Below are 12,642 nucleotides of genomic sequence, written 5' to 3'. Positions count from 1 at the left end.
TAAAGATCCAGTGTGGAGAACAGACTCAAGGAAGAGTCCAACAGAGTTAGAACAGATTGCGTTCTACCACTGTGACCAAGTTGGTACACCTTAAGCTTTAAGTAATGAGCAAGGTGAATGTATCTGGGAGTTAACACTGAATACATGGGGACAAACACAACAGATCAAAGTGAAGCACCAAGAGAACCCATTAGAACAAAGTGATATCCGTTTCCAAGGGCAATATTACGATGAGGAAACAGGATTACATTACAACCGTTACAGATACTATGAACCGTATAGTGCACGTTATATCAGTAAAGACCCGATAGGGTTATTTGGTGGTATGAACACGTCGGCTTATGTAAGTGATCCGAATCAGTGGGTTGATCCAATGGGCTTGCAGCCAGAAGAAGGAAAAAAATCGGGATTAGGTATTGGCTTTCTATTCCCAAATACAATGTCTGGGTTTGCTAGAAAACCCGAGGATGCTCGTACTTTAAGATCATTAGGTGTAATACGTAATAATAACTTGGCGGCAGCATCTGTAGCAGGCTATGGACCTTATGTTGTGGCAGGAACTGCGGCAGCTGGATCTGCTGCTGCACCAGTTGTAGGTAGAGTGGCTGCACCAATTGCCCAGAAAGTAGCACCGCTTATTGGTACTGGAGCACAATTAGAAGGTGCAGGTTTAACTGCGGCTACAGTAGCTAAAGCAGCAGGTACTTCAGCGTTAGTAGGTGGCGGTATGGATGCTGGTATCCAAGCATATACTTGTAGATGCGTTAAAGATATTAATCTTGTACGTACTGGAGGAGTCGCTGCCGTTAGTGCTGTAACGAGTGGATGGGGAGCTACAACATCAGCAGCAGCTGGTTTTGGGCAAGTTGGTTGGAAAAGTGTGGCATACCCCAAATATAGGGAAGTTTGTTAAGAATAATGCTTCAGGCATGGTTATTTTTGCGAATGAGCAAGTCATGGGGCAAGCTGGTTCAAGAGCAGTTAAAGCTGCAACTGAAAAAGAAAAATCAACTAATAAATAAGGTGAAGTAATGTTAACAATTTTAGTGGAAATAATCATGGGAGTATTTATAGCGAATTTCAAAGCTACAGAACATCCGATTATTAATATTATTATACGAGGTATTATTATTGCTGTAGTTATGTTTTTATTGATGGTCTTCTCAGATCTATCAAATGGTAAAGACAGTTCTATTGGGCTAGCACTAGCTATAAGTATTGGAGTAGGGTTAATAATTAGCTTAGGAGTTTTTTTAATTGAGATAATAGCAAATTATATTGATAAGAAATAGTGATGGAATATATTTTAAATTAGGGTTCTTTCATAAATCATTTTTTACTCAGTTCTAAATTATAAATCCCTGCGATTAAACTGAATCTTAATCCCAATCTTTTGCCACGGTTGCGATATCGCTCAGCAAGGATTTTGAAGGTCTTCAAAGTCCCAAATACATGCTCAATCCCAATTCTTCTTTTATTGATTTCTTGGTTATAAAGTTTTAGCTACAGGATGTAGTTTACAGCGCTTTTTTGCTTTTAATGGCAATAGACTATTTGGATACACCGTATAAATCCCTTGATAGCCTTTATCTGAAAGGATAAAAGACCCTTTAAGAATTTGATTCAGGTTACGTTTGAAAAGCTCGAAATCATGTACAGCACCACGACTCGTGCATAAACTCAGAACTTGCTGTGTTCTATAATGGATAATGGCTTCTACTTTAAAAGTATGTGCCTTCTTCTTACCACCATAGCTTTTCTTCTGTTTTTTTTAGGTCTTTGTATTAGAATTTCTGTGGCATCTACGATCACCACATTCCAGTCGATACCTTCGCCTTCAGGCAAACTCTTGGGTAAATTAAATAGATTGGACTTGATCAGGCAATCCTCTACGTGGCGGACGATTCTTGAAGCAGTAGGCTCTGACACACCATAACTCGTTGCGACATGAAACAATGTTCGATATTCACGCCAATAACTTAAGCACAGAAGGATTTGATCTTCTACACTTAACTTAGATGGTCTACCTTTAGCAGGTACAAGCATTTTTAGCTGTTCAGTCATTAAATCAAAGGTTGACCATGAGATGCCTGTATATCGCTTAAACTGTGTTTCAGAAAGCTTCTTTGAGTCGATGTATTTCATTCGCACATTATGCATGAATATTTAAAATTATTCGGTACAAATAGTCAGCAAGGGATAGATCGTTTTTTGATTTATGAAAGAGATCTATTTAAGAATTCAACTGCAGAGAAAAGTTATGTTTGAAAATATTGATATTGATGCTTTAAAGAAAAAAATAAATTAGCATCGTCCTCTCTCCCCCTGCAATGGTAAAAAATCTACAATATGTATCACATTATCAAAGCAATAGTTTTTTCTCCATACTCAATTTTTCTAGAAGTTCCAAAATAACGAAAAACAATTTGCTTCCTATTTAAGGCATTTAGAATAAAATTGGAAAGGGTACTATCACTTAATGCAAGACTAACACTGCCAAAAACCTCTTTACAATTTTCTAAATACCATTCTTCAAGCTCATTATCAGAGAACTTACCATAATCATGTTCAACAAAGGCATCAAATTTCTTTAGATACGATGTAAGACAAAGAGTGAAATAAGGATCAAGTCTTTCGGTCGCCCCTAAATCAGTAAAATCAATTGTTTTGTCAACAATTTTTTCTGGAAATAAATATAAATGCCCCGCATCAAACCAGAACTCAATCGCTATATAATCCCAATCAAGCAATGTGATTACTTGCGAGAATTCTTCGAAAAACATATGTATAGCTTTTTTACAATCAGAAGATAACTCATCACTGCCTTGATCCAACCTACCGACATGATCACTACTAAAAGTTAAAGAGTCATCATATTTCTCAATATCATATAATGCCATTACGCTTACTCCAGTCTTGTCCCTTTCTTATCCATATTTCTCAAAGTTACTCTCATTTCACGATTAAAGTTAACAAGGTACTTTGCTGCCTCTTCATTCGTCATATTTGGATAGGTACGATTTACGTTATTCAAATAATTTTCAATCCTTATACTGTAATATTGATGTGGCCCCCTATGATTTGATAATCGCACACCATTCTCTGCGCCGTTTATATTAAACCCACCCTTTGAAGATTTTTTGTACTAATGAATGGCTTTGTTGCACAAAGCTATTCTTAAGGGCTTCTTCAGCCATATAATTTTCAAATGAAGAAGCCTACACACGAAATCTACCGCATGTAGTGGTTTAATAAAGTTGGACACTAAATTAGGTGATAATGTATTCACCAAAGAGGTGCTCAATGAAAACAAGACGAACATTCACTCCAGAATTCAAATTAGAGGCAGCTAGCCTTGTGCTTGATCAAGGCTATTCAATTTCTCAAGCCTGTCGTGCTTTAGATGTTGGACAAACAGCATTAAAACGTTTGGTCGATCAACTTCAACTGGAACGTACAGGTCAAGCTCCAACAGCCACTGCTTTAACTCCCGAGCAAAGAGAAATACAGCAACTTAAAGCTCGTATTCATCAACTCGAACAGGAGAAGATTATTCTAAAAAAGGCTACAGCTCTCTTAATGTCAGACGAATTCAAACATATGTGTTGATCGATCAATTAAGAAAGCTAAGCTCTGTTAAATTATTATGTCACGCCTTTGGTGTACTTTGTTCAAGTTACTACCATTACTGTTCAAAAAGTAAAAGTTCGAATCCAGATCGCATCAAGCTTAAAGTGATGATCAAGAGTCTTTTTAGACAGAGTCGTTGCTCTCTCGGCAGTCGTGGAATTCGATCAATGCTACTGAATCAAGGTATTAGTGTTGGGCGCTATTTGGTACGTAAGTTGATGCGTGAATTGGGGCTTGTTTCCAAACAGCGTAAGAGGCACAAGTATCAAAGCAATGTTGATGATATTCCTGTTGCCCCAAATACATTAAATAGGCAATTTAAACCTGCTCAACCTAACCATGCTTGGAGCAGCGATATTACATATATTTGGACAGGTAAAACATGGGCTTACCTTGCTATCGTTCTTAATTTATATGCACGTTGAATCATTGGTTGGTCTATATCAGCAAAAGCAGATCAGCATTTAGTGATTAAGGCTTTAGATGAAGCATGGCATTGTAGAGGAAAGCCTGTTGGTGTCATCTTTCATTCTCTTGCGAAGCAATGCTTCTCAGGTAGCCAATATAAAAGTCATCTCGTTCGACAGAGGTTAGAGCATTATGACATGCGACAAAGTATGAGCCGAAAAGGTAACTGTTGGGATAATGCTCCAACAGAACGAATCTTCAGGAGCCTTAAGACTGAATGGATTCCTAAACTCGGATATCACTCAATTGAAGAAGCAAAGCTAGATATCGGTCTGTATCTGATGAAATATTACAATCAGATTCGACGACATCAATTTAATGATGGCATCAGCCCTTGTGAGGCTGAACAAAAACTTAAAACTATGTCCAATATTTGTTGACCTCTACACTGAATAAAGTTACTACAGAGTTAAATCAAGATAAAATCGATTTAAATAATAGGGTAAATATAACACTCAATAAAAAAACCGAGCAAAAAAGCTCGGTTTTTTTATTGTACGTAATTTTATTTTTCAACAAACGCACGTTCAATCACATAATCACCAAGAACACCCATACGTGGAGATTCTTTTAAGCCATGTTGGTCAAGAAGTGCAGCTACATCGTCAAGGAATGCAGGAGAACCACATAACATTGCACGGTCAGTTTCAGGATTAAAACGAGGTAAGCCGATTTTCTCGAAAAGAGCACCAGTTTCAATCGCAGTTGTAACACGACCTTGAGTATGGAAGTCTTCACGTGTAACTGTTGGGTAATAAATTAACTTTTCTTTCGCACCAAGTTCCCCAAAGAACTCATGGTTTGGAATTTCATTTTGAATAAGGTCTTGATACGCCAACTCTGAGATATAACGTGTACCGTGTACAACGATGATTTTCTCGAAACGCTCATAAGTTTCTGGATCACGGATAGTCGAAAGGAAAGGAGCTAAACCAGTACCTGATGATAAAAGATACAAGTTTTTACCAGGATTTAAATCATCAAGAACAAGTGTACCAGTCGGTTTTTTAGAAACTAAAATTTCATCACCAACTTTTACTTTTTGTAGGATTGATGTCAAAGGACCATCTGGAACTTTAATAGAGAAAAACTCAAGTTCTTCTTCATAGTTCGCGCTAGCAATCGAATATGCACGCATTAAAGGCTTGCCATTGACTTCTAAACCAATCATCACAAATTGACCATTTTTAAAACGCAATGCTGTATCGCGAGTCGTTTTAAAACTGAATAATGTGTCATTCCAGTGGTGTACGTGAGTAATCTTTTCGACGTTAAAAGCAGCCATTAAAGGTCTCAATAAATTATCAAATTAGAACAGCTTGCTATTCTAAACTAAAACCATTCTCGATAAACTGAATATATTTAATTGAGCTTATCAAAAAAAGTGATTATGAATGAGCTGACTTTACCTGTGATTGGTATAATGAGATCTCCCTACAAAGAAAAGTTTGGTATTCCACGTCAGCCAAATTTAGTAAATGTTGAAAGTTATATTGAACTATTGGCGCCATATAATGATGAATTGGCTTTTGAAGGTATACATGATTTCAGTCACTTATGGCTGATTTGGCAGTTTCACGATAATAAAAATCAGAATAATCAAAAATTTAAGCCACAAGTCAGACCACCACGTTTAGGTGGAAATAAAAAAATGGGGGTCTTTGCGACAAGAAGCATGTACCGTCCAGCACCTATCGGTATGTCAGTCGTACAATTCAAAAAACTTTTTAAAGAAGGTGATTCTTTGAGATTGTATGTGTCTGGCAGTGATTTACTAGATGGAACACCCGTTATCGATATCAAACCATATATTCAATATTCTGATGCCGTGGTTGAGGCGACGAGCGGTTATGCACAGGATAAGCCAATTCAAAAAAAAGTTGTTTGGTCAAAAACTGCTGAAACTCAGCGAAATCAACTGTTGGATCAACAATGTGTCGCTGAAAGTTTAATAAAGGAATTGGAACAAGTTTTGTCATTTGATCCAAGACCATCTTATCAAAATGATCCTGAGCGAATTTATGGGCTAAGTTTCGGCCTCTTAAATGTCAAATTTAAAGTGGATACTGAGGTTGAGATCGTTGCACTGGAACTTTGTGCAAACGAATAAATTGTTGGACTGATGTATTTAAAGCTGAATTTGATCTAATGAATTTAATTGTAAATTCTGAATAGGCTAAAGGCTAATGTTGAATAAAGAATTTGCTATAGTTGGGCTCAAGGAATGGGGCAATTTGAATGAATTTTAATTTTGAAATTGATACAACATGGTGTTTAGAACAACTACTAAAAGATGGTCGTATTTTAGAGCGAGATAAGTTGCTCATACAAACCCGACACCGCCAAAAAGATCAATTTAAATGGCATCCATTGCAGTGGATTGCTCATTTTGAATTGGTAGATCAAGTTCAACCTCAACATAAGTTAACATTGCAACGCTTATGTGAGTGGTTAGCATTAAAAACACAACTCCAATATTATGTGATCGACCCGCTTAAAGTAGATGTTGCAGCACTGACTCAGGTCATGTCACAAGAATATGCATTCAAAAATAAAATTCTTGCTGTGGAGGTGCATCCTGATCAGATCTTAATTGGTACAGATCAACCATTCTTGGATGATTGGGTTAAGAATTTAGAAAAGAGTTTAAGTCCTAAAAAAATTGTTAAGGTTTTACTGAATCCAGAGCAGTTACAACGTTACTTGATTGAATATTATCAAGTGAGCCGAGCAGTAAACTCTTCTCAATATTCAGGAGCTTACGACCGACAGAGCCGAGGTGTTGAATCCCTTTTACAATTGGGTGATAGTCAAAATCCTGATGCCAACGATCAGCACATCGTAAAATTAGTCGACTGGTTGCTTCAATTTGCCTTTGAACAGGGTGCGAGTGATATTCATCTTGAGCCTCGTGCGGAGAAAGGACGTGTTAGATTCCGTATCGATGGTGTGCTGCATACGATTTATAACATGCCTAGCAATACACTCACGGCAGTAATTTCTCGTATTAAAATTCTGGGTCGTATGAACGTTGCAGAAAAACGACGTCCTCAGGATGGGCGTTTAAAAACGCGTACACCTAAGGGTCAAGAAACTGAACTGCGTTTATCAACTCTGCCTACTGCAGCAGGCGAAAAAATGGTAATGCGAATTTTTGATCCTGAAGTATTAGTGAGGAGTTTCCAACAACTGGGTTTTGAAGGAAAACTGCTAGAACAATGGAATGCCATTACCAAAAATAGTCACGGCATCATTTTAGTGACAGGTCCAACTGGTTCAGGTAAAACCACAACCCTGTATTCATCAATGAAACAACTTGCGACTGAGCAATTAAATGTTTGTACGATTGAAGATCCTATCGAGATGATAGAGCCGAGCTTTAATCAGATGCAGGTAAACCCTGCAATTGATCTTCATTTTGCCGATGGTGTACGTGCCCTCATGCGCCAAGATCCAGACATTATCATGGTAGGGGAAATCCGAGACCAAGATACAGCGAATATGGCGATTCAAGCTGCGTTAACAGGTCATCTCGTACTTTCAACACTTCATACAAACGATGCACCTTCAAGCTTGACTCGTTTACATGATCTAGGGGTGCAGCCATTTTTAACAGCGGCAACAATCTTAGGGGTATTGGCGCAAAGGTTAGTCAGAAAATTATGTTCTCATTGTAAAGAAAAACGGGAAATTAATGCTCAAGAATGGGAACATCTGACCTATGGGTATTTAGTGAAGATGCCTGCTCAAGTGTATCATGCCAAAGGTTGTGAACATTGTCGTCACACAGGGTATAAGGGTCGGGTGGGTATATATGAGTTTATGCCTGTGTCTCTAGAAACAAAACAAAAAATCAGTGCTAATCTTAATTTAGATGAATTACGTGCTCACGCAAAAAAAGAAGGTGTAGAGCCGTTGCGTATTGCGGGTGCTCGAAAAGTCCTTGAAGGGGTAACGACATTAGAAGAGGTACTAAGAGTCGTACCACTAAGTTAATTGTCAAAGATTAATAAATATTCATATTTCTTAAGATTCGCTTCAGCTTTGTTTGTTTTAATAGCTTCATCGAAACAAACATCACATGAAAAGGTATAGAAAATGAAAGTTTTAAATCAAGCTTTAATCGCGACAGTTTTAGTCGGTGCAACTACATTTGCAATGGCTAATACGGCAGTGAACCAAAGTGCTGTTAATCATGCAGCCATTGCACCACAAGCAATTACGACTGTTAAAAATGCTTTAACTGCCAAAGATGATACCCCAGTGAAATTAAAAGGCTATATTGTTAAGGCAACTGGTGATGAAAAATATCAATTCCGCGATAGCACGGGTGTGATCACTGTGGATATTGATGATGAACTTTGGCAAGGTAAACCAATCTCTGCAAAAACACCTGTTGTATTAATTGGTGAAGTGGATATTGATTATAAGCCTGCTAAGCGTGTAGAAATTGATGTAGATCAAGTTCAATTTTAATGAGCTATCTACTGAATTGAGTATTTGATTTATGGCTTTTAAGTACTCAAACCAAAAAACCACATTCTCCAGAAATGTGGTTTTTTTATGCATCTTTTTTTGAAAAACTTTATAGTGAATGAATTGTGGCTTAGTGAAGAGAGACATGCGTATATTGTTAGCAGAAGATGATGTGTCACAAGCTGAAAGTATCAAAGCTTGGTTAGAAATGGATGGATATAGTGTTGATTGGGTCGAGCGTGGAGATCATGCGATATTAGCAATTGAGCAGCATCAATATGATTGTTTATTACTTGATCGTGGATTACCGAAAGCAACTGGTGATGACATTCTGACACATTTAAGAAAACACCAACACAATACACCAGTTATTTTTATTACAGCCCAAGACAGTATCCAAGATCGTGTTGGAGGACTTGATTTGGGGGCTAATGATTATCTAGTTAAACCATTCAGTTTAGATGAGCTCTCGGCGAGAGTGAGAGCACAATTACGTACTCAGCACAAAGGCACGTCTCAAATCCTAATGTATGGATCCGTGAGTTTGGACCCCCAAACCAAAGTTGTTAAATTGAATTCAGAAATTGTCAATCTCACAGCGAAAGAGTACCAAATTTTATATAAGTTGATGCAACATCCTGAACGTGTTGTGACACGTGAACAACTAGAAGAGTCCTTATATGCTTGGGGTGATGAAATCGAAAGTAATGCAGTTGAAGTTTTTATTTATCAGATTCGGAAAAAAATAGGCTCAACCATGATTAAAACGATTCGCGGATTAGGTTATAGAATGAATTTAGATCAGGCTTAAGGTAGAACAGCGTTGCATCAGCACCCTATTTCTTTACAAAATCGTCTTGTTAAGTCTTCAATGCTCAGTTCGATGTTGGCGGGCGTTATCGCATTAATTCTTTTATTGGTGATCTCGCTTTACCAAAACATGCAGACCCATGACAATATGATGGATGAAATCGCCGATTTGATTTTGGTCAGTGATATTTCAAGTCATGTGGGAAATGAGTTAGATGATTTAAGTGAACAATTTGATATCAAATATGAATTAAAGCTCGATGAACTTATTTTGATTGAATCCCAAGACCTTGCTTTCAATCAAATTGGTTCCAAGGTGTTTTTTCAGAATGATCACTTTGGTTTTGTTTGGCTAGAAGGACGATTATTTCGTTATTACAGTGAGCAAAGTGATCAGCAAATTCTAACTATGCTTCAACCCATGTCAGCGCGTGTTGATCAGTTATTCAAAAGTTTGCTGGGCTACGGTGGTGTTCTCATTATTTTATGGGGCATTCAATGGTTTATTCTACACTTTATTATACGACGTCAGTTTAGATCTATTCACCAACTTTCAAAATTAATTTCCCAAAAGACTGTTAAGGATTTATCACCGATTACACCTTCAAAACCAGAACTAAAAGAACTGCAACCTATTGTGAGTCAAATAAACCAAATGATGGAGCGTTTAGATCGGGCAATTACTGCGGAACAACGTTTTACAGCTGATGCATCCCATGAATTAAGGTCGCCACTTTCTGCGATTCAAATGCGGTTACAACTTTTAAAACGAAAATACCAGTCTGATCATGAGGATTTGTCACAAGACTTAGAGCAGATTCTAAAAGATGTGAGTAGGGGCTCAAATATTTTAGAAAATTTACTTTTGTTGGCTAGACTTGATCCGTCTTCAACGCAAGATGTACCGATACAGTCCATAGATTTAGACCGTTTGACGAAAGAGGTTTTACATTCAGTACAACCTTTGAGCCAAGAAAAAAATATTCAGTTTAAAACTGAGTTAGGAAATCATGCGATTAAGGCAAATCCTGAGTTAATGTTTAGCTGCATTCGAAATTTAGTCGATAATGCAATCCGCTATACGCCACAGAATGGAATCGTTGATATTTTAATCAAACAAAATAATAATGAAATTCTATTTGTGATTGAAAATGAAGGTCACGGCATTGAGCAAACAGTGATTGATCGGCTGGGAGAAAGATTTTATCGTCAGTTAGGCACACGTACAACGGGCTCAGGATTAGGATTATCAATTTGCCGTAAAATTGTCGAATTACATCAAGCCGAGATTGTATTTAAGAAATCAGAGTTAGGTGGTTTAAAAGTTGAAATAAAATTTCATTAAAACCGATTGTCTATAAAGTTGAAGAAATAAAATTAAAGAAGCAGTATGGGCTGATTCATACTGCTTAGTTCCACGATTATTATTATCAAATTTTAGAATTTTTATTTTGTCAAAATGAGTCGATTATTTCGTGTGAGACGAAGGCGATATTCTTCTCCTGCATGCATGATGCGAATTTCTCTGCCTAGAGCAAATAGATTATTTGAGTGAAGCATTGGTAATGCTTGGTGGTTTTCGTTATTACGTGTAAATAAGCTAAATGGTGCGTTCATTCCTTGGACTCCGTGGTATGTGGTGAACGATTTAAATGATAATCATTATCGAATAGAGCTGTCAACGATATTTTTTCTCATTTATAAAAAAACATAAAATGCTTACAATTAAGCACTCATTTTTTGAAAGAAAATCATGTCAAAAAAAACACTTAATGTTTCTATAGCGTTGTTATTCCACAAAAATCAAGTTCTTGTAGGATGGAGAGAAGTCTCTTTACATCAGGGGGATAAAGCTGAGTTTCCTGGAGGAAAAGTGGAGTTAGGTGAAACTCCTGAACAAGCTTGCAAGCGTGAAGTTCAAGAAGAGGTGGGAATTTTTCTAGATCATGTCTATTTATTCGATATTATTACGCATGAATATGAAGATCTAATCGTAAAATTACACATTTATCAGGCTTATGTTGATCAGTCTCTACTAGATCATATTCAAAGTCCTTGGACATGGCATGATCGTTCAGCACTAACCATTTTGAATTTTCCTAAAGCTAATGATGCCATTGTTAAACGACTACTCTGGCCGAATAAAATTGCAATAAAAAATATAGATCGTCTCGATACAATCATTGATCTTAATCGAGTTAGCTATTTGAGAACTAAAAATGCTTTAGATTTTGCGCTGCATCTCAACCAGAAGAATCAACTGGATCAGCTCATTATCAATCGTGATGTGTGGATAGGATTATCAGAATCAAATCAGAAAAAAGTATTTGCCGTACAATTTAAACATGATCAATTGATGCAATTAAATTCTGATTCATTTATGGAGGAATGGAAGGGCATTAAACGCATCGCATCCTGTCATGACCATTCTAGTGTCAGTCGAGCTGTAGCGTTAGGTTTTGATGCAATATTTTTAAGTCCAGTACTGTGTACAACATCGCATCCTCAGCAAGCACCCTTAGGTTGGACGCAGTTTGAATTGTTATCAAAAGATATACATATACCAGTTTATGCGCTAGGCGGTATGAAGCCTGAATTATTAGATCAGGCCATACAACATGGAGCTTATGGAATTGCTGGTATTCGTGCTTTTTAAAGGCATTAAAAAGTAAAACTCATGCTTAAATCAAAATTTCTTGATTTGGTTTTGTGCTTCTTGGATGAGTTTTTGATTTTTTTGGAGTTGACCTGATTTCAAAATAATTTGCCAAAGTTGTCGCTTCATCGTTGCTGTTTGAGCATAACTGAGACCTCGTTTTGCCAACGATTCAGCATTTTTTGCCTCATTTTTTTGATTGGCAATCATCGCGAGATACATATAGGTCTCTGCAGATTGAGGGGCAAGTCTTTGTGCTTGGAGTGCGGCTTTCTCAGCTTCACTCCATTTTGCTTGACGAAATGCATGATGGGTTTGTTGCATTAGATTTTTAAATGCGGGAAGTTGGCGGCCATCATCGAATTTTTGAGTTGAGCTTTTCTGTTCAGGAATAACAATTTGTAATTGTTCCCGTTTAATCTCGGGTCGATCATAAGGCGTAATTTTAATACCATCGGCATCTTTTTGAGATGGTGTTGTTTTAGTCTCAGGTTGTTTAGGTTTCTGAGACGGTTGTGAGTTTTGAGGGGAGGTTAAAGTTTGGCAACCGCCTAAGAGTAATATGCTGGCGAATAGTACGCTAAAATTCAGTTTTTTCATTA

General features: G+C 37.2%; 14 protein-coding genes and 3 pseudogenes. 9 read left to right on the top strand and 8 right to left on the bottom strand.

Features of this window, described 5'->3' with window-relative positions; translation table 11 throughout:
• Together AC1M86_RS07940 and AC1M86_RS07935 are read left to right on the top strand one after the other, a co-directional pair.
• Positions 1–586, top strand: a pseudogene (locus AC1M86_RS07940) (RHS repeat domain-containing protein); the annotation flags it as partial.
• Positions 587–1,031: 445 nt separating this feature from the next.
• A complete protein-coding gene (locus AC1M86_RS07935) occupies positions 1,032–1,292 on the top strand; it encodes a hypothetical protein (RefSeq protein WP_481607691.1) in 261 nt (86 codons plus the stop codon).
• 37 nt (positions 1,293–1,329) lie between these two features.
• On the opposite strand, the gene AC1M86_RS07930 is transcribed toward AC1M86_RS07935, so the two are convergent.
• The 5 genes and pseudogenes from AC1M86_RS07930 to AC1M86_RS07910 form a co-directional block, all read right to left on the bottom strand.
• Complete coding sequence (locus AC1M86_RS07930; protein WP_481595909.1) at positions 1,330–1,440, bottom strand: hypothetical protein; 111 nt, start codon at positions 1,438–1,440, stop codon at positions 1,330–1,332.
• Positions 1,441–1,489: 49 nt separating this feature from the next.
• On the bottom strand, positions 1,490–1,708 hold the full coding sequence (locus tag AC1M86_RS07925; RefSeq protein WP_481607699.1) for a hypothetical protein: 219 nt from the start codon (positions 1,706–1,708) through the stop codon (positions 1,490–1,492).
• 8 nt (positions 1,709–1,716) lie between these two features.
• On the bottom strand, positions 1,717–2,145 hold the full coding sequence (locus AC1M86_RS07920; protein ID WP_481607690.1) for a transposase family protein: 429 nt from the start codon (positions 2,143–2,145) through the stop codon (positions 1,717–1,719).
• Positions 2,146–2,354: 209 nt separating this feature from the next.
• Positions 2,355–2,900 carry a hypothetical protein gene (locus tag AC1M86_RS07915; RefSeq protein WP_481607689.1) on the bottom strand — a complete coding sequence of 182 codons (546 nt, stop codon included), beginning with the start codon at positions 2,898–2,900 and terminating at the stop codon, positions 2,355–2,357.
• A gap of 5 nt (positions 2,901–2,905) precedes the next feature.
• Positions 2,906–3,118, bottom strand: a pseudogene (locus AC1M86_RS07910) (AHH domain-containing protein); the annotation flags it as partial.
• A gap of 185 nt (positions 3,119–3,303) precedes the next feature.
• On the opposite strand from AC1M86_RS07910, the pseudogene AC1M86_RS07905 reads away from it, so the two are divergent.
• Positions 3,304–4,478: pseudogene (locus AC1M86_RS07905) on the top strand (IS3 family transposase).
• A gap of 125 nt (positions 4,479–4,603) precedes the next feature.
• On the opposite strand, the gene AC1M86_RS07900 reads toward AC1M86_RS07905, so the two are convergent.
• The gene (locus tag AC1M86_RS07900) at positions 4,604–5,383 is read right to left on the bottom strand and encodes a ferredoxin--NADP reductase (RefSeq protein WP_035267346.1); all 780 of its coding nucleotides are present in this window, start codon (positions 5,381–5,383) and stop codon (positions 4,604–4,606) included.
• 105 nt (positions 5,384–5,488) lie between these two features.
• Here AC1M86_RS07900 and tsaA point away from each other — a divergent pair, with 105 nt between their 5' ends.
• From tsaA to AC1M86_RS07875, 5 genes are all read left to right on the top strand, one after another.
• The gene (gene tsaA / locus AC1M86_RS07895; protein ID WP_481607688.1) at positions 5,489–6,208 is read left to right on the top strand and encodes a tRNA (N6-threonylcarbamoyladenosine(37)-N6)-methyltransferase TrmO; all 720 of its coding nucleotides are present in this window, start codon (positions 5,489–5,491) and stop codon (positions 6,206–6,208) included.
• A 128-nt stretch (positions 6,209–6,336) separates the two neighbouring features.
• On the top strand, positions 6,337–8,094 hold the full coding sequence (gene tfpB / locus AC1M86_RS07890) for a type IV pilus assembly ATPase TfpB (RefSeq protein ID WP_481607687.1): 1,758 nt from the start codon (positions 6,337–6,339) through the stop codon (positions 8,092–8,094).
• Positions 8,095–8,196: 102 nt separating this feature from the next.
• Positions 8,197–8,574: a NirD/YgiW/YdeI family stress tolerance protein gene (locus tag AC1M86_RS07885; RefSeq protein WP_481607686.1), complete on the top strand. Its 378-nt coding sequence runs from the start codon at positions 8,197–8,199 to the stop codon at positions 8,572–8,574.
• 145 nt (positions 8,575–8,719) lie between these two features.
• Complete coding sequence (locus tag AC1M86_RS07880; RefSeq protein WP_481591355.1) at positions 8,720–9,385, top strand: response regulator transcription factor; 666 nt, start codon at positions 8,720–8,722, stop codon at positions 9,383–9,385.
• Positions 9,386–9,397: 12 nt separating this feature from the next.
• Entirely contained in the window at positions 9,398–10,729 is a 1,332-nt protein-coding gene (locus tag AC1M86_RS07875) for a sensor histidine kinase (protein WP_481607685.1), read from the top strand.
• Between the two features lie 101 nt (positions 10,730–10,830).
• Here the strand turns inward: AC1M86_RS07875 and hemP are convergent, their stop codons facing one another.
• Positions 10,831–11,001, bottom strand: coding sequence for a hemin uptake protein HemP (gene hemP, locus AC1M86_RS07870; RefSeq protein ID WP_035267337.1), 171 nt, complete (start codon positions 10,999–11,001; stop codon positions 10,831–10,833).
• Between the two features lie 136 nt (positions 11,002–11,137).
• On the opposite strand from hemP, the gene AC1M86_RS07865 reads away from it, so the two are divergent.
• Complete coding sequence (locus tag AC1M86_RS07865; RefSeq protein ID WP_481607684.1) at positions 11,138–12,040, top strand: thiamine phosphate synthase; 903 nt, start codon at positions 11,138–11,140, stop codon at positions 12,038–12,040.
• Between the two features lie 30 nt (positions 12,041–12,070).
• Here AC1M86_RS07865 and AC1M86_RS07860 read toward each other — a convergent pair whose 3' ends face one another.
• Positions 12,071–12,640: a tetratricopeptide repeat protein gene (locus tag AC1M86_RS07860; protein WP_481607683.1), complete on the bottom strand. Its 570-nt coding sequence runs from the start codon at positions 12,638–12,640 to the stop codon at positions 12,071–12,073.
• Between the last annotated feature and the right edge of the window lie 2 nt (positions 12,641–12,642).

The sequence above is a fragment of the Acinetobacter sp. ANC_7654 genome (assembly GCF_056779855.1).
This window is presented reverse-complemented; position numbering and strand designations above follow the sequence as displayed.